15 protein-coding genes are annotated in these 17,857 nt (G+C 25.9%); 4 read left to right on the forward strand and 11 right to left on the reverse strand.

The genetic code is table 11. From position 1 onward, the window contains the following. Nucleotides 1-54 precede the first annotated feature (54 nt). The 3 genes from dptG to ABUA17_RS16225 form a co-directional block, all read right to left on the reverse strand. The gene (gene dptG / locus ABUA17_RS16215; protein ID WP_349818137.1) at nucleotides 55-1,200 is read right to left on the reverse strand and encodes a DNA phosphorothioation-dependent restriction protein DptG; all 1,146 of its coding nucleotides are present in this window, start codon (nucleotides 1,198-1,200) and stop codon (nucleotides 55-57) included. Between the two features lie 2 nt (nucleotides 1,201-1,202). After that, nucleotides 1,203-3,614 (reverse strand): DNA phosphorothioation-dependent restriction protein DptF, encoded by a 2,412-nt coding sequence (dptF, locus tag ABUA17_RS16220; RefSeq protein ID WP_195952395.1) that lies wholly within the window; start codon nucleotides 3,612-3,614, stop codon nucleotides 1,203-1,205. Nucleotides 3,615-3,761: 147 nt separating this feature from the next. Then, nucleotides 3,762-7,019 (reverse strand): sigma factor-like helix-turn-helix DNA-binding protein, encoded by a 3,258-nt coding sequence (locus tag ABUA17_RS16225; RefSeq protein WP_349818136.1) that lies wholly within the window; start codon nucleotides 7,017-7,019, stop codon nucleotides 3,762-3,764. A 932-nt stretch (nucleotides 7,020-7,951) separates the two neighbouring features. On the opposite strand from ABUA17_RS16225, the gene amrA reads away from it, so the two are divergent. Together amrA and amrS are read left to right on the forward strand one after the other, a co-directional pair. After that, nucleotides 7,952-9,424, forward strand: coding sequence for an AmmeMemoRadiSam system protein A (gene amrA / locus ABUA17_RS16230; RefSeq protein WP_195952393.1), 1,473 nt, complete (start codon nucleotides 7,952-7,954; stop codon nucleotides 9,422-9,424). A gap of 1 nt (nucleotide 9,425) precedes the next feature. Continuing rightward, a complete protein-coding gene (gene amrS, locus ABUA17_RS16235) occupies nucleotides 9,426-10,331 on the forward strand; it encodes an AmmeMemoRadiSam system radical SAM enzyme (protein ID WP_195952392.1) in 906 nt (301 codons plus the stop codon). A gap of 237 nt (nucleotides 10,332-10,568) precedes the next feature. Here amrS and ABUA17_RS16240 read toward each other — a convergent pair whose 3' ends face one another. The 6 genes from ABUA17_RS16240 to ABUA17_RS16265 all read right to left on the reverse strand — a co-directional run bounded on the left by ABUA17_RS16240 (nucleotide 10,569) and on the right by ABUA17_RS16265 (nucleotide 15,463). Beyond that, on the reverse strand, nucleotides 10,569-10,928 hold the full coding sequence (locus ABUA17_RS16240; RefSeq protein ID WP_195952391.1) for a hypothetical protein: 360 nt from the start codon (nucleotides 10,926-10,928) through the stop codon (nucleotides 10,569-10,571). A 4-nt stretch (nucleotides 10,929-10,932) separates the two neighbouring features. Continuing rightward, on the reverse strand, nucleotides 10,933-11,781 hold the full coding sequence (locus ABUA17_RS16245; protein ID WP_195952390.1) for a ParA family protein: 849 nt from the start codon (nucleotides 11,779-11,781) through the stop codon (nucleotides 10,933-10,935). Between the two features lie 187 nt (nucleotides 11,782-11,968). Further along, on the reverse strand, nucleotides 11,969-12,460 hold the full coding sequence (locus ABUA17_RS16250; protein WP_042399030.1) for a hypothetical protein: 492 nt from the start codon (nucleotides 12,458-12,460) through the stop codon (nucleotides 11,969-11,971). A gap of 13 nt (nucleotides 12,461-12,473) precedes the next feature. Further along, on the reverse strand, nucleotides 12,474-13,799 hold the full coding sequence (locus ABUA17_RS16255; protein ID WP_195952389.1) for a replicative DNA helicase: 1,326 nt from the start codon (nucleotides 13,797-13,799) through the stop codon (nucleotides 12,474-12,476). A 56-nt stretch (nucleotides 13,800-13,855) separates the two neighbouring features. Continuing rightward, entirely contained in the window at nucleotides 13,856-14,845 is a 990-nt protein-coding gene (locus tag ABUA17_RS16260; RefSeq protein ID WP_195952722.1) for a hypothetical protein, read from the reverse strand. A gap of 72 nt (nucleotides 14,846-14,917) precedes the next feature. Next, on the reverse strand, nucleotides 14,918-15,463 hold the full coding sequence (locus ABUA17_RS16265; protein ID WP_195951021.1) for a hypothetical protein: 546 nt from the start codon (nucleotides 15,461-15,463) through the stop codon (nucleotides 14,918-14,920). 228 nt (nucleotides 15,464-15,691) lie between these two features. Here ABUA17_RS16265 and ABUA17_RS16270 point away from each other — a divergent pair, with 228 nt between their 5' ends. After that, entirely contained in the window at nucleotides 15,692-16,363 is a 672-nt protein-coding gene (locus ABUA17_RS16270) for a response regulator transcription factor (RefSeq protein WP_042399021.1), read from the forward strand. A gap of 80 nt (nucleotides 16,364-16,443) precedes the next feature. Here ABUA17_RS16270 and ABUA17_RS16275 read toward each other — a convergent pair whose 3' ends face one another. Together ABUA17_RS16275 and ABUA17_RS16280 are read right to left on the reverse strand one after the other, a co-directional pair. Continuing rightward, nucleotides 16,444-16,659, reverse strand: coding sequence for a DUF2922 domain-containing protein (locus ABUA17_RS16275; RefSeq protein ID WP_042399018.1), 216 nt, complete (start codon nucleotides 16,657-16,659; stop codon nucleotides 16,444-16,446). Nucleotides 16,660-16,682: 23 nt separating this feature from the next. Further along, on the reverse strand, nucleotides 16,683-16,904 hold the full coding sequence (locus tag ABUA17_RS16280) for a DUF1659 domain-containing protein (protein WP_042399015.1): 222 nt from the start codon (nucleotides 16,902-16,904) through the stop codon (nucleotides 16,683-16,685). A 232-nt stretch (nucleotides 16,905-17,136) separates the two neighbouring features. On the opposite strand from ABUA17_RS16280, the gene ABUA17_RS16285 reads away from it, so the two are divergent. Then, nucleotides 17,137-17,766 (forward strand): NUDIX hydrolase N-terminal domain-containing protein, encoded by a 630-nt coding sequence (locus ABUA17_RS16285; RefSeq protein WP_055277970.1) that lies wholly within the window; start codon nucleotides 17,137-17,139, stop codon nucleotides 17,764-17,766. Nucleotides 17,767-17,857: the final 91 nt, after the last annotated feature.

Consider the following 17,857-nt stretch of genomic DNA (forward strand, 5'->3'; position numbering starts at 1 on the left):
TGGATACAAGACACCGTTAGAAGCATTTAACGAAGAACAAGCTAAGTGTTGCACTTAGCTTGACAATTCGTCATATACAAACTTCACAAACCAATTTTTGTAAGCATCATATGCCCTTCCCCTTGTTGAACTTTTGAATTGATATTCAACAGTATCAAATAATTTGTAAACATATTTAAAAACTTCCTCTTCACTTTCATGTGTTATTTCTTTAAAATTCTGCCACTCAACATCTTTTATACCATCGATATATACATCTATAAGGGATAAAATTTCTATTTTCAAACTTATTTTATCAATAGACTTACTGAATAGATCATATAAATCCTTGTATGTTAACTGTTTATCTAGTGTATGATGATTTAATAATTCTAATGTTATTGCATGAGAATATATACAATCCACTTTTCCCTTTAATAATTCCCATCCAAATTTATATGCCGTTCTATTTTTTGATGTGCTTTCCCACTCTAATGTATAATAAATTTTATCTGGACTATAAATATCAGCTTTTTCAAATTTACTTAACTTTACAATTAATTGTGATACATAAAACATATAGTAATATTCTATTAACCTTCTTAAAGAACTCCTATATAACTCTTCATTACTAAGAATAAACTTAAAATCTTTTAAAAATAATTCCTTTATAAATGGCAAATAACAATTATACTCTTCTTTTTTATATTTTTTACTTTTTAATTCTGGTAGACTACTTAATACCAAGTTATATAGAATATTATTTGTTTTTTTAATATAACACTCTTGAATATTTTCTTGTAAACTATCATCAAAGAATATTGAAAATAAAAATTTTGCTATTTTAATATCATCGTTGGTTGATTGTAAATAATTAATTGTATTAACATCAAAATCAACTAACTTACCATTATCAATAAACATTGTTCTAATAATATCTTTTAATACCTCTTTACTATTCTCTCCATCAAACTCACTAATTCTTTCTATAGCCTCGTTAATAAATAAATCTACATCAAAATTTTCTTTAAGTTCTTTTCCAGACATTCTTCTTGATAGTTCACCTACTACACCTTGAAAATCTAATACTAAATTCTTATCATTAGCTACATAAGGTAATAATTTAAATTTTATATTGTGTTTATGTGCTATTGATTCATTTGGGAAAAACCTTTTTTTTACTTCATCTAAATCTAATTTATATTCATCCATCATATTCATTCTTAAATCTCCACAAATCTATATATTTCAAATTCTTCATCAAACTCTAATCTATACTTTTTATTTTCTTCTCTATTTTTTTCAGTGAACGTTAACCTACTATTTTGAGTACCTGCACATTCTATTTTATTTATAAATTCAATAAATTTTATAAAATTATTCTTGTCCTTTTTATTTGGTCTATATCCATTTCTAACTCTAATTAATAATTCATATAGTGAGTAATCAATATCTACTCCACAAGAGTTCTCTAATCCATCACCTTTATATTTAAGCTCCATTTCAGTTAAGAATTTAATAAGTTCATTATCATTATTATTTGGCAAATTACTTACATCAGCTTTTAACTCTAATTCTTCACTTACCTTATATTTAACTTGGTTTTTACCAACAAATATATTAATATGGTTCTTTTCTGCTTCACCATTCCACTTTAAAATACCATCCTTCATTTCTCCATATAATCCAATAAGTTTTGCCTTGTCACCCTTGTTCCAGAAATATAAATACCTTATAAAGTTTTCATATACTTCATCTTTTAATGAAAATAAATCACCTTTGCCACAAAGATAATAGCTTCTTATAAATAACTTTAATAAATTACTTTTTATTCTTCTACCTTCTAATTCCTCAAAATTAACATTATATATCTTTTCTATATATCCCTTTGGATAATCTATATACTCATCAAAGAATTCCATTAATTCAGTTGAATTATTAAATTTAATAATAAAATCATCAACCTTTTCATTTCTTACATTTAAAGGATCTAGAGTACTTAATGCATTAAATATAAATGATAATTCTTTATGATCAAAGATTATATTAGGTGTTAGTGAACTTATATATTCTTCATTTTTAAGCTTCCCAATCTTATCTTTAAACATAGGTGAGTTCACATCTATATGTGATCTTGCAATTATCAAATCATACATAAAATTTAATAAAGCTCTTGTTGAAATAATAATCTTTTTCTTTATAATACATTGCACTAATAAATCTACTATGGCATTTTGAACACTCTCTTCACTTATCAATTCATAATTAGCTTTAATCGGGCATTTATCTTTATTTTTGCAGTTACTACAATTTTCTTTATATGAATTATAAAAATCATTTACTTCTGATGGATTAGTGATTTTGTTTATAAGTTCTTTTATATATTTTGATTGTACTTTTCCATCTTTTAACGTATATAAATTATAATCACTAAAGTTAATAAATTGAATATTACTAGAAGAGTCAAACTTATTTTCCACTATAGTTTTTTCTAATATCTTTTTATTTTCAACATACTTTTGTAACTTTGTAAACCTCTTACCATAATCTGAGTCAATAAAATTATTTAATGTACCTAAGTTAATTGCTAAAATTAACTTTTCTGTACTTGTATCTATTTTTTCATCACTGAAATTATCTAAAATATCATTTAATGTATCCATCGAAGTTTTATTTGGTTCTAAACTTTCTGTTGCATCGTTATGTAATTTAAAGTTATTCATAATCTCTGGATACTTACTCTTAAAGTATGAAATAATATGTGATTTACCATCTCCGACACTACCACATACTAGTATTAACTGAGAATCTTCTTTTTTTTCAGCTTCAAAAATTATATCTTGTAATTCATTTTGCGCATCTCTATTTACGTGCATATATTTTTTAAACGGACTAAATGTATTTAATCCTTCAACGGCTTCTTTTGATGATTCTTTTAATTTTGATAATTCTTGAATGAGACACTCTTTTTTAACTTCAGTAACATCTTTCGTAATAGCAACTTCTTTATTTACAGCAACTTCTTCTTTTTCTTCTACTATCTTATTATTACTGTCCTCTTCTACATTTACATTTTTCTCTTTACTATTATTTTCACCTGAAACCTTCTCCAATATCATTTCTTCAGTTTTTTTATTTGAATTTATAAGAGAATCTACTTTTCCCATTAACCTAATTAATAAATTTGATTCTTCTTTTTTCTCTTCTTTATTTGATTTTGGTAATGGGTCCTTATATAGTGGTGCATTAAAATTATAATCAATATATGTCTCTATAAACCAACATGTTATTTTAAATATATATCTGTGTATACTAAGTGCAATTTGTAACTCTCCTTCGATTGCTTCATGTGCTACCTTATTTGCATTGATTCTAATTTGAAAAAAATAATCATTTATTTCACTTGGAAATAATCCTGCAAATTTCAATTTACTTAATCTCTCTGCTAAATTCAAACTATTTAACTCGTCCATTTTTTCAAAAGTTGCAATTTCTTTACTTAATGTTTCTATAAAAACTCTTGACTTTAATATAACACTATGTGGAGAAGTAAATACTAAATTATTTATATCCTCTCCTAGGCTATATAATTCCTTATAATCCTTTTCTAAATATTTAAAAATATCTCTATCCAAATTAGTACTTCCTTTCAAATATAATTCATTTATATAATACACAATTTCCAATTTTATAATAAAGTAATTATACCATAATTATTACTTATGCATTGTTCAAAACAGGATACCTATTAAACTTTAGGTATCCCATCAACTTTCTATCAATTACTTTAATCTTATAATATTATCTTCAACTATAATTTCATCAGAATTATAGATTTCAAATGGAATTTTATCATGAATTAAATTACCTTTTCTTAGATATTGTGACAATTCATTCATCTCCACTTTCCCATTAAATTCATTTTTTAATACTTTTATTATTAAATCCAATAACTCATTCATTTCAGAATCAACATTTACTATTACTGGTACAGAGTATCTTTTATCATAAAACTGCTTTTTAAGCTCCTTAACTTCTGGAATATAACACTCACATATACTTCTTAAAATATAAGTATTCCACTTGTAATTTATATTAGGAAAACATGAGTAATCATCTATACTCTTAAGTGCAACATATCCATTTTGATTTAGCTTAACTAAAATAATCTTCTTAACAACCTCTACTGCTGTTTCATCTACTTCAAAGTTTTCCTTAAGTATATAGGTTTCTTTCTCAATTTCTACTACATCATTTAATAATTTATTAATTGAGCTCATTCTAGTACTATCATTTAATTTTATATTATTACAAAACTCTTTTAATTGATCTAATGTAACTACAGAGTTATTGTTAAATAATTTCTTCATAAGATAAACTGCTGAAATAGCTTCTTTAGGTTTATTTTTTAATATATAAGGTCTTTTGAAGTAATACACTTTAGATAATAGATACTCTAAAACTGAGAATAACTTAAAACTACTATCTATATTATTTTCATCCAAGAACCTTTCAAACTTTAAACTTAATATATAAAAAAGTTCATTATCAGTTATTGATTCTTTATCTTCATCAAAAGCCATTAAAAGCGTATCACTTATTTGTTTAATTTCCTCTACTTCTACTTTAATTAAACTCGCATGGATAAATCCACCTTTGTCCCATTTTAGAACATACTTACACTCATCCTCTGCAGTTGTTAACATAATAGGAGTCCAACCTTTAAGATCATTTGCAATATCTTCTTTAGTTACAGCTCTTCCTTTCTCCTTTATATATTTATTGAAAATATAGTTTCTATCATGCTTTATATTTCCCTTATATAAAGTATCTTTAGTAAAATTGTACTTATCACTAAAATAATACTTTAATATTCCTTGTAAATAATATCTATTCTTTATTCCTACATTATTTAATTCTGATTCAAATTCAGTGAATACCTGATTAATATATAATGTTTCGTGGTCATTATTATCAATATATTCTTTTATTTTATCTAATAATCTTTCATCAATATAAATCCACTCTTGATGAATATAACTTCCTCTATCACATAAAACACAACTTGTTTCAATTTTGGCTTTTATATTTCTTACCGATTCATCTTGTATATCAAAGTTTTCATTTAATATAGAAATAAATCTATCAATATCAACATCATTACTAAAAGTAATACCCTCCCTAAAAAATTCTTTTACTATAAAGTTATATATTTTAGTTTTAGATACAGTTCCTCTCACTAAATAATCATTAACCTTTTTGTATCCTTTGGCTACTAATATCTTAACAACATCATCTAATGATAAAATATTTAATTCGCTATACTCTTCCAGATCATATATTAGTTCATTTTTAATGCTTACTATATCTGGCATACCATTTGAAATTGATGATACCTTTGATTTTATTTCATTAATATCACCATTTATCAAAAATTTATCTAACTCTTCTATATATGTATAATTACTATTATCTAAATTTATTAAAACATATTTTAAACAATATTTTTCTTCATCAGTAAATTGTGCAACTTCTAATATTTCTTCTATTCTAAGTAATTTACTTTCATTATTTTGTACAATTCCAATAATTATTTTTAATAACGCAGTAATATTATTAACAATTTTCTTTTCTCTTTGCCTTATTCTTTCCCTACTTACCCCTTCTTCTTCACCAATTTGTTGAAGTGTCTTATTTTCAATAGATCTTTTTATTAATATTTCATAATCTGGATTTTCTTTAATTTCATCAATTAACAATCTAACTAATTCAACTGGTTCTTTCTCAAAATTATCAAAAGCTTCTTTAATATACTTTATTTTTGCGTCACCTAATTTTGGTATTGAAAAGTTATTTCTAATTATTGCTGTATATAATTCATCTATTGTCCTTATATTACCGTCTTTAATTTGTTCAATAACTTTCCCACTAATTTTAGTAAAGCACTCTAAAACAGCTATATCTAAGTTTTTATAAATATCCTTAACTCTATTTTCTATAACTCTATTTGAAGTATTTTCTTTTTTTATTTTCTTAATACAATTTTCACCGATTACTTCACTATATTTGTTAATAAGCTTTTCTTTCTTACCTACTCCAAAACCTTTTAGTTTATCCAATTCGTTAAAATCAAAATCTTCAAGCTGACTAATTGTTTTAATATTGTTTTCACTACAATAATTCACAAATATTTTGAAAATATTATCATTAAATATATCCTCGATAAATAAATTATCATAGATACTATTATCATTTTCTTCATTTAAAATTGATATATCCTCTGTTATAATCTCATTTGTCTTATCAACTTTTTCATAATCCTTCTCTACATTCTCATCTATCACAGTATCTTTTAGTATTATATTTTCTCTACTTTTTTCGGCTATCTCTTCTATTTTTTCTTCTTCTGACTTAACTATTATTTCCGTTATTAATTCTTCATTAATATTACTTTTCATCGAAGCTATGTATATTCTATATTGTTTTAATTTATCTATTAATTGAATCAGATCTTCATTTATTTTTTCACCTATTATTGCTTTATTCATTATACTTTTAAAGATTGATTCATTAATTATATTGTTAAGCTTATTTACTTCATTAATATATGTATTTATTTTTTCAGCAATTACATTAAACTCATTAACTAATTTAATTTCCTCATTATCATAAACTGTAGTATCAATGTTAATTTCTTTTTGCACAATTCCTCTAAATATTTTTATAATCCAGCTAAATAATCCCTTTTTAATCTTCTCTTCTTTTATAATTAAACTTTTGTTATGCTCTTCATTATATTTCTTTGCTATTTCTTCTATTGTTTTTTTACTTATTTGATTACTTTCACTTATTCTTTTAAGTAATATTTCAACTACAGGCTTGTACTTTAAATTTTCTAAAAAATCTTCTTTATAATTTAATAGAAAATTATCTATAACTTCAATACATTTATTCAAGTTTTCTTCCTTATTTAAATCTAATATAAAACAATTTTCTATATATATTCTTTCTTCTTCACTTAAACTCGAGTATTCCACCATTATTCCTCCATTTCTTATGTAATAAATAAACTTATACAATATTAAACCTATTTTTATTATCGTTTATTATCATATAATTTGAGGTATATTATACCATATTATATATACCTTATGATATTATAATTTTACTTAATAAAACTTTGGTCTGCTAAGAGCATACTAGAGTTCTCTTTTTATATTTTCACACTTTAAAGTATAAAAGGAAGAACTATAGTAATCATTATAACCATACTCCTTCCTTTCATATTTCACAATTAACAATTTCACCTTAAATAGTCATTATTATCTATTTCTCAAATAAACTTTAACTCTTTTATAAATCCTTCTAAATCGTCTTTATTAATATAAAGCATACATACTTTAAATAATCCCATCTTTATTTTTCTTCTCTTTAGTAAATCTAACTTGCTTAACTAAGTATAACAAAATAATATTTTATTCCTTGTCGAATTTGGTCATGAGTAATTTATGTTTTTAATGGGTTATTTACCTTTTATTTGAATTATATTTATATAATATATATCAATTTCTTTTTTATTTGCTTATATGTTAAATACAATTTTACTTTATAAAAAAAACATATAATACTTTTAAAAAATATATTTTATTTCATATATTCAATAAAACTCTATTTAATAGTAAAATATCAAATCAACTACAAAAAACTCTAATATTAAACTATTAATCACTCATTTTCATTAATACTTACTATATACAATAAAAAAATACAATAATGCTATCCCATTCACTAAATACCATTATTGTATAAAATCCACTAACACTATTGGTATGCTATAAGCATACTTTTAAATAAATACCACCATTACTTTCCATAAACTTATATCATAATCAAATCACTATATTCATATCTCTAATAATAAACATTTTAGGTAATACTACTAAAGTAATAAAAAAATAAGGAAGTGAAAACTATGTTAAGTTACTACCTAATGCCTCACCCTCCAATTATCATTCCCGATATAGGAAAAGGTAACGAAAACAAAGCAATAAACACTATAAAAGCATGTGAGGAGGTAGGTAAAAAAATAAACCAACTCTCTCCAGAAACAATTATAATAATAACCCCACATGGAACAGTATTTAGAGATGCAATTGCCATAATAACATCCAAAACCCTAAGTGGAGACTTAAAAAACTTTAATGCACCAAATATAAAATTTAACTTTGAAATAGATACTACCCTTACATCAAAAATTATAGAAAATGCTGCAAAAGAAAATATTCCAGTAGTGACCTTAGATGAAAAAACCTCTAATTTATACAATATTGATTTAGAGCTTGATCATGGTGCAATGGTTCCTTTGTACTTTCTAAAAAATTCAAAAACCTTTAAATTAGTCCACATAACATATGGAATGCTATCACCTTTAGAGCTTATGAACTTTGGTAGATGCATAAAAAATGCAGTTAATGACTGCAATAAAAAAGCTGTCTTCATAGCCTCTGGTGACTTATCTCATAGGCTTACTGTAGATGGACCATATCCTTATACTCCTGCTGGAAAAGAGTTTGATGAAAAGCTAATTAATATTTTACAAAATAACAACTTAAAAGACTTATTTACAATAGATAAATCTTTAATAAGAGAAGCTGGTGAATGTGGATTACGCTCTTTATATATTTTAGCTGGAGCAATAAATAGTAATAATATAAACTCTACCCTTTTAAGTTATGAAGGACCTTTTGGAGTTGGCTATGGAGTTATGGAATTTAAAGAAAAATGTCTTGAAAGTAACAATTCTTCTAACAATAATTATAATGACATCACTCAAAATAGTAGCTTAAAAGATACATCTGAAGATTTATATACTAAAATAATTAATAATAAAGAAAATGAACATAAAAGACGAATTAAGGAAGGCTCTATTTATACCCGATTAGCTAGAAAAAATCTTGATTTATACTTTAATGAAGGTAAATTAGTTTCCTTAGATGATATAAATGATGAAAAATTATTAAATGATAAAAAAGGAGTTTTTGTTTCTTTAAAAATAAATGGTGACTTAAGAGGATGTATTGGAACTATTTCACCTACAACAGATACAGTTGCAGAGGAAATTATAAGAAATTCAATAAGTGCAGCTGTAAATGATCCTAGATTTTCACCACTTAGAAAGGAAGAACTTAAAGATGTTGATATTTCTGTAGATTTATTATATCCACCAGAGGAAACAACCTTTGATAAATTAGATCCTAAAACTTATGGTGTTATAGTATCTTGTGGTAATAAAAGAGGTTTATTATTACCTAACCTTGAAGGCATAAATAATGCAGAAGAGCAAGTTTCTATTGCTAGAGAAAAGGGAAATATATCTCCAAATGAGCCTTATACTTTGCAACGCTTTAAAGTTGAAAGATTTAAAGAAATTGAAGATGGTGATTAATATGAAAAAAGAAGCCTTATTTTATGAAACAATTGATAATTACGTTAACTGTAAACTTTGTCCTCATAGATGTAGCCATTTAACTGAAGGACAAAAGGGAATATGTAAAGTTCGTGAAGTTCATAAAGATAGTGATGGAAGCCTTAAATTATATAGTTTAAACTACGGTGAGGTAACATCTCTTGCTATGGACCCTATAGAAAAGAAGCCTTTATACAACTTCTATCCAGGGACTTATATTCTTTCTATAGGTTCATTTGGTTGCAACTTTAGATGCTCCTTTTGTCAAAATTACAGCATTTCCCAGGAAATAGCTCCAAGTAAATATATTTCACCAGATGAAATGGCTAATATTTCTTTAAATCTTGAGAATAACTTAGGTCTTGCCTTTACTTATAATGAACCTAGTATTTGGTATGAATATGTTTATGATGTTTGCAGAAAAATTAAATCATTAAATAAAAATCATAAAACTGTACTTGTAACTAATGGATATATTTGTGAAGAACCTTTAAGAAAGCTTTTACCTTATGTTGATGCATTAAACATTGATTTAAAAGGTAATGATGAATATTATAAAACTCTTTGCTTTGGTGCATTAAAAGAAGTTGAAAATTCTATAAGGATTACCAATGAATTTGGCTGCCATATTGAAGTTACTACACTTTTGATTCCTAATGAAAATACTGATGATATTACTTTAAAAGAGCTTGGTGAATTTTTATCTTCAATTAATAAAGATATTACACTTCATTTATCAAGATATTTTCCAAGATATAAAATGGATTCACCTTCAACTCCATTAGATGATATAAAACATGCTTATAAATTTTTAAGCAAATACTTAAATAATATTTATTTAGGAAATCTATCTAATGAAGAACTTGAATATTGTTTAGAAGATTAAAATAATAAGATGCTTTCAGCCTTTGCTTTATGTTATTCAAATTCAAGAGAAAAGTATATGAAAGATAAAATAATTGATTATGTACTAATTATGTACTATATGTTACAAACAAAAACTATAGCATTAACTGCTATAGTTTCCTTCAATATTGACTTTAATTTGGTATTTGTACATCTATGGTATTATATAACTCCAAAAACTTCTCTATCTTTTCTTGTTCTATTTCAGTATTTATAATTAATCTCTGAATGCATTACCTCTATTCACTCGACTTTTACTAACATCAATTATATAATTAATAAGCCTCTCTTTCTTTTTCCATCTACTACAAGAATTCGTATTATCCATTTCATAAAACTTAATAATATTTTTCAAATCAATAACTTCAAGTTCTGAAAGCTTGTTTCTTAATTCCATTTCACTATTACTTATAAGCAGCAATGGATTTAACTTAGCTTCAATAATAACTTTTTTCTTAACCTTCTTTTTAGCTTTATCTTCTCCCCCTAAAACAACCTCAATTCTCTTTTTAAACTCATCATTGGTTTTCATCTCTTCCATAATTACATTAAATAATTCTTTTAACTTCTTCTCCATAAATTCACTCCATAGCTTCAATTATTTCTCTTGCTAATGCTATAAAATTATTAACTTGTCCACCATATCCCCATTTTTGCCTTATAGTAGATTTATTTATATATTCAGCAGCACTTGCAATGCTATCGTTTTCTTTAAATATAGTATTAAATACTTTACAATCTACTTCTTCCTGTAATTTCTTTATAGTCCTTCTATGAACTGGTGATTGCTCTCTATATTTAGTTATAACTATTCCTAAAGGCTTTATATCTCTTTCTAATTCCTTAGAATATTTCTTTACTCTACTAATTATTTGAGGAATTCCATATGTTGATAAAATATCTGGTATAGTTGGTATAATATAAACATCTGATACCTTCAATCCATTCCTTGTTATTACTCCTAAATTTGGAGGACAATCTATTAATATATAATCATACCTTTCTTTAACTTTTGATAATTGCCTTCCTAGTAAATCAACTGGCCTAATAGTTGAAAAAATTCCCCTTGGAGTTTTTATTACATCTTCTTGTATATCTATTAATTCTAAGCTTGATGGTAAAAGATCCACTAACTTTACTTCATCAATATTAGAAACTCCTTTCAATATTGCTTTATTAATATCAAATATTTTTTCACTTTTAGGATATACTCCTTCATAAAATAATTGAGCTATAGTTTGCTTGTCCTTATTTACTTCAAGCCATTTTTCTTCCCCAATTAACATAGTTGTTGCATTTGTTTGTGCATCTAAATCTATAACTAATACTTTCTTATTAAATTCTGTTGATAGAACTTGAGCTAATCCAACTGTAGTTGTAGTTTTTGCAACTCCACCCTTTAAATTTATTATAGAAATTATCTTAGCCATCTTTCCCCCATATACTCTTCCTTTACTTATATATATTAACTTCATATAAATTTATATAACTATCTTTTTAAACAATTAATGCTAAATCATATTAAATTATTAATAAAACATGGCAATCCTTTCTACAATTCTAAATACAAAATCAGCTATACCCCCTTATAGCTGATTCCATATTAAATGCCTCTAATCAAACATAAGCCTTCCCCAACACCAAATTCACAGCATCACTTACCCTCTTCTCAGACTCAGCAATCCTGCCAATAATATCAGGCTCAATATAACTACTAGGCACAAAATCACAACAAACATATACAATAACATACCAAGATAAAACCCTATAAAGAACCCTACAAACCATTAAAGAAGTTTCAAAAACACCCTCAAGCTCATCATGAATGGCCCTATTCCCAAAAACCCTTAAAGTATGAAAAGATCTATAAACATCATCCCTAAAAAAATCCTGCCTTTCAAGCAAATTAATCTTATCCTTTTGATTCATTTCATCAGTACCAGTAATACCTTCAATCAAAATAATATTCTTAACAACTCGCTCACCAATAGCTCTAGACTTTAAAATAACAGTAAAAGAATCAACCAATAACATCTTATCAATACTTTCAATTAACGATGCCAAATACTTATCCCTTTCACTAATAACACTTATAATATCACTAAACATAATATAACCTCCCCTAAAAATCACTTACTCTAGAATACCTTCCATGCCACCTTAATGCGCATGTCCCCCTATCTCCATGCCTATTTTTAATAATAACTGCATTCATACATTCTGGATTATCATCTGCATTTTTAGAATTATATTTAAGCTTACCTTGATTAAATAAATTTTCTCTATACATTTTGTCATCAAGCTTAACGTTTCTATAAAGACCTATTACCTGATCGCTATCTTGCTCAATTCTAGCACTATCTTGAATATCACTTGAATCTATTTTTTCAACTGCATTGTCTCCCACCTTTTTATCTATAACCCTGTTAGCTTGAGCCATTAAAACAACACAAATGTCCTCTTCCATTGCTAAAGACTTTAACATGCCACTTATTTTACCTAATTTATTAGTCAGCATATCTCTATCAGTAAAATCTATATATTTATTTATATAATCAACAAACACCACATCTAATGAATTTTGAAGTTTATATACCTTTATTTCATCAATAAACTTTTCAAAGTCTGTTTCAGTAGAAACATAAAATTTATTATTTATGACTTTTGTCATGAATTTTGCAATACTCTCTTTATCCTCTTTTAAGATAGTATCTTCATCAATAGCCTTAGCTGAAAGTGAAAGCCCACTAGCCACTATCCTATTAAAAACTTGATTTCTTGTCATTTCTGCACTTCCATAAAAGATTTTATGACCTTTTAAAGCCATATTTGCTGCAAGTTGTAGTGAAAATGTTGTTTTACCAACACCACTTCTAGCAAATACAGTAACAAGTCTTCCTTTTTGAAAATTGCCCAAATATTTATCTAAATAAGTAAGTCCAGACTTCATTCCTTTATCTCTATTTTCATCATAAAGCCAGTTTATATAATCATCATATTGTTTATCTATATCAAGCTCCTTTTTTATATTGCATTTATGGACCTTAACCTTAACACCTTCAACTTCACTTTCAATTTCTTCTAGTGACATATCTGAATTTATTTTGTCTTTCATTTCAACATAAAGATGTCTTTTGTAATTATTCACAAGCATGTCCAACTTAGTATTAAAGCCTATATCACTTGCACTACATGTGTATATTTCTGTAACATAAGTTACTCCATCCATATCTCCAATTCTTTTTTTATGATGCTCTAAAAAGGTTATAAGATCTACTTCTAGCTTATTTGCAACCATATCTAAAATCCCTAAATAGATATTCATATGCTTTGAGTATAAAAACATCTCTGGCTTTATTTTTTCTCTAGCCTTTAGCATAAGATTATTATTTTTAAATATAGACCCTAAAAGCTCCTGCTCTAACACAATTTGATTATTAGTTAACATCTCTCATTACCCGCCTTATAACTTATTTTTTTATAAACAAAGCCTGTCCATATTGGTTAATCTATATATTTTTCTATATCGAAATCTTCAGGAAATATGGAATTACGCTTAACATTTTTTTGCTTTGCCTTGTAATCAAGCCATATATCTCCATCTTCCATAAACCTATTAATTCCATTGCTTCTAGATAAAAAGCTTTTTAAAATCCAAGCATAGTTGTAGTAATGATCGCTTTTATATACAACACCAAAGTTTTCTATGGCATTAATAATATCCTCTTCATTATGCTCATTTAATGCATTAGCTATTGCACTTTTATTGTCTTCAGTTAGTATTTTCTCATTGTTTATATTTAGTTTGTTCCAAGCATTAAAAATATATATATATAATTTATTATTATTATTATTAATATATTTATTATTAATATATCTATCATCATTTTTGCTAGCACTAGCTGAAACATTAGTATTTTCAGACCTTCCAGCGTTATTTTCTTTACTTAAAGCACCTGGTCTTGAAATTATACTAGTGTCTCGTGGAGTATAGGTACCTGTATCTCCTGAAGTATAGGTACCTGTCCTTCCCTTAGTACTAGTATACTCTGAAGTATAGGTACCTGTCCTTGTAGGAACACTAGTATCCTCTGGAGTATAGGTATCTGCACTTAGATTCCTAATGTTATTCTCTGAAGGATAAGTACTTACACTTGTAGAAATACTATCATCTTCTAAAATGGAATCTTCTTGTAAAGAGCAGCTATCTTCTGATAAAAAACCATCAATATATTTAATAACTTTATATTGATTTACTTTACCTATACTTTTTATTATTTCTATATATCCCTTCTTTTCTAAAGACTTTATAATATTTAAAACTGTTTTCTTTCCTTTACATTCAAATACCTCTAACAACGTTTTAATAGACATTGCAATAGCATCCTTCCCCTTAATAGTATTTGTTATAAACATTAAAAGCATATACCTTTCATCTTTATCAATATTGGTATCACTAAATATATTAATCATCATTTTATCTGTACAAATCATCTTAATTACCTCCAAAACTCTTTTTTATTTTTAGGCTGGCTATATTATTTTGCCAGCCTATAATTTATATTTTTATTCCCATAAAAGTGAGAAATCGTACTGATGTAAAAACTTATTTACAGTTGTGCCATATATAGAGCTTTCCATTAAATTTGGTTGAACCACTGTAAGCGTTAAACATTTACATTCAAAACTTGATAAATACTTATTTATGATTCCCATTCCTAACAATTGACTTTCTTCATGATCAAAAGCAAATATATGATGGAATTCAAATGGTAGTATACTTATAACTTCTATTGTTTGTTTTCCAATTAATACTACATCGCAGCTTTTATCTATAAATTTATTCTTATAAAGCACTTCTACTTTTTCATTAAATATTATTTTAACCTCTTCATTACTTTCCATATTTTCTATTCTGTCTATTATCATTTCAAAAGCTGTCATTGATAACATTTCTGTAAAATCTGAATACCCATTAAGCATTGTTAAATCTAAAAGCATATTTTTATACTCTTCATCCCCTATAACCTTATAGTTTTTCTTTAACTTTAATATTGTTAAATCTTTAATGTATTCACTATCAAGTTTTGATGCTAAAAAATTATTATTCATGGTATCCCCCCACTTTTCCTTAACTTATTGTTAAGGTAATTTTTGATTATATAAGAATTATAAACCTTCAATGTTGCAAAAATATGGATTTTTATCTCTTTAACACAATAATTTTGTTAATTTTCACAACATTTAAAAAATGTATAAAATTGTCTTTTATTATATGTAATTAAATGGTAGAATTATTATTATTTACAATTATACTGTTTTTTTAGGGGGAGAAATTTTATGAAAGAAACTATTTTACTAATTGACGATAATGTTACTGATTCACGTGAACTTACTAAAGAATTAAAGATTAATGGATTTAATGTTATTTACTGCGATAATGGTGAGGCTGGAATTGAAGCACTAGAAAATAATAAGATAAGTTTGATTCTTTTAGATATGATCATGCCTGAAATGGATGGACTTACTTTTTTAAGTGAGCTTAAAGCTAGAAATTATAATACACCAGTAATAATGTTTACTTCTATAAATCATAATATAGTTCAACAAAGATGTTTTAATATGGGGATAAATGATTACGTAGTTAAACCTTGCTATATTGGCTTTTTAATTAAAAAAATACGTTGTGTTCTAGAAGAAAAAATTAAAATTACAGAACTTAATAATAAATTATGGATATATGAAAATATAAAAGTTAACTTTTCTACAAGACAAGTATTATGGAATGATAATGAAGTTTCTTTAGGAAAAACACGACTAGAAATATTAAAACTTCTTATAAATAACAAAGGTATAGTTTTAAGTAGAGAGCAAATTATAAATTATATTTGGGGAACGCATTGTAAAATTAACGATAGGACTGTGGATTCTCATATAAGTAAAATAAGAACAGCTTTAGATTTGAATTGTTTGAAATCTATACCAGGATATGGTTATATTTTAGATTGCTAAAATAAAAAAATGAAGGAATAAGAATTACACCAAGGTAACCCTTATTCCTTCTTATATAATCTGTATAAAACTACTAGAGTTTATACAGTAAATTTAGTAACTTGTCTTGCAACAACTTGAGCTGATTCTTTAGTAATATATGCTCCATTTTTATTTTGGAAAACATTATTTTCAATAATGCTATCCATTATTTCTAAGGCTTCATCACTAGTTATTCCGCTTTTTACATCACTAATGGAAACATTAGATTTTTCTCCACTTTCGGCTATAAATGTCATTGTTAATGTATATTCCATACTTTACACTTCCTTTCTTTTTATTATTGATTAGTAAGTTGAGATACTTCAGTTATATAAATATAACCTGTATTCTTCTTAAGTATTGGTGCAATCTTATCTGCAACTGCCATAACTTTATTTGGATCAGCACCTGGTACTAAGTTACCTAACTTCTTTTTTGTAAATTTAGGATTGCCCTCTTTATCAACAGAAGTTTCTACCTCAATTGATAGTACTGTGCTTTCAAGTTCTTTATTTGCCATTGTAAATTCCCCCTTTTTTATTTTTTAGTTTTGTTGCCTTACACTTATTACATATACTGCTTTAGAATGTTTTTGCATTTAAAATAAAATTTATTTTGGGGATTTGTTTTAATTTTACTTCTTTTGGTATACAATAAATGTAATTGTTGATGAACAATGGTATTATAATGCGAAATAGTAATATGTAAAGTAATATATAGATAATATAGTCTAAAGTTTGGATGGTGATATTATGAATAATATATTTTTAAAAGAACCTTGGTTAAAATGGGCAATTGAGATACAGAGTATTGCACAATGTGGATTAACATATACAAAAGATATATATGATAAAGAACGATATGAGCAATTAAGAAATATTGCAGCTGAAATGTTAAGCTATAAAACAGATATTCCTATTGATAAAATAAAAACTTTATTCTGTAATGAAAGTGGTTATCAGACCCCTAAATTAGATACTAGAGCAGTAATTTTTAAAGATGAAAAAATATTACTTGTTCGTGAGAACAACGGATTATGGTCACTACCTGGTGGTTGGGTAGATGTTTTAGAATCAATAGAATCAAATACTATAAAAGAAGTAAAAGAAGAATCTGGGCTTGATGTTACTGCAAAAAGAGTTATTGCTATTCAAGATAGAAATAAACATAATAAACCGTTATATCCTTATGGAGTGTGTAAGGTTTTTGTTGAATGTGAAGTTACTGGTGGAGAATTTATTGAAAATATAGAGACTATAGAGATGGATTATTTTTTAGTTGAAAACCTTCCAAATCTTTCTGAAGAAAAGGTTACATCTAAACAAATAGAAATGTGTTTTGAAGCTAAAAATAATCCAAATTGGCAAGTAATGTTTGACTAATATATAGATGTATTGAATCTGTTAAGCTGATATGAAAAAATAGCTTGATTTTTCATAGAATTGCTCGCTCTTTGAAAATTATATAAGTTTA

The organism is Clostridium sp. RTP31139st1_H3_RTP31139_211217, assembly GCF_040227035.1.
GTDB classification, from domain to species: Bacteria; Bacillota; Clostridia; order Clostridiales; family Clostridiaceae; genus Clostridium; species Clostridium saudiense.

Excerpts from the sequence above, each read along its gene's own strand:
- ABUA17_RS16255 (WP_195952389.1), bottom strand. The coding sequence starts at position 13,799 with ATGTTAACTAATAATCAAATTGTGTTAGAGCAGGAGCTTTTAGGGTCT.
- ABUA17_RS16275 (WP_042399018.1), bottom strand. The coding sequence starts at position 16,659 with ATGGAATATACATTAACAATGACATTTATAGCCGAAAGTGGAGAAAAA.
- ABUA17_RS16250 (WP_042399030.1), bottom strand. The coding sequence starts at position 12,460 with ATGTTTAGTGATATTATAAGTGTTATTAGTGAAAGGGATAAGTATTTG.
- ABUA17_RS16270 (WP_042399021.1), top strand. The coding sequence starts at position 15,692 with ATGAAAGAAACTATTTTACTAATTGACGATAATGTTACTGATTCACGT.
- ABUA17_RS16280 (WP_042399015.1), bottom strand. The coding sequence starts at position 16,904 with ATGGCAAATAAAGAACTTGAAAGCACAGTACTATCAATTGAGGTAGAA.
- ABUA17_RS16225 (WP_349818136.1), bottom strand. The coding sequence starts at position 7,019 with ATGGTGGAATACTCGAGTTTAAGTGAAGAAGAAAGAATATATATAGAA.
- ABUA17_RS16265 (WP_195951021.1), bottom strand. The coding sequence starts at position 15,463 with ATGAATAATAATTTTTTAGCATCAAAACTTGATAGTGAATACATTAAA.
- ABUA17_RS16285 (WP_055277970.1), top strand. The coding sequence starts at position 17,137 with ATGAATAATATATTTTTAAAAGAACCTTGGTTAAAATGGGCAATTGAG.
- ABUA17_RS16260 (WP_195952722.1), bottom strand. The coding sequence starts at position 14,845 with ATGATTTGTACAGATAAAATGATGATTAATATATTTAGTGATACCAAT.
- ABUA17_RS16240 (WP_195952391.1), bottom strand. The coding sequence starts at position 10,928 with ATGGAGAAGAAGTTAAAAGAATTATTTAATGTAATTATGGAAGAGATG.
- dptG (WP_349818137.1), bottom strand. The coding sequence starts at position 1,200 with ATGAATATGATGGATGAATATAAATTAGATTTAGATGAAGTAAAAAAA.
- amrS (WP_195952392.1), top strand. The coding sequence starts at position 9,426 with ATGAAAAAAGAAGCCTTATTTTATGAAACAATTGATAATTACGTTAAC.
- ABUA17_RS16245 (WP_195952390.1), bottom strand. The coding sequence starts at position 11,781 with ATGGCTAAGATAATTTCTATAATAAATTTAAAGGGTGGAGTTGCAAAA.
- amrA (WP_195952393.1), top strand. The coding sequence starts at position 7,952 with ATGTTAAGTTACTACCTAATGCCTCACCCTCCAATTATCATTCCCGAT.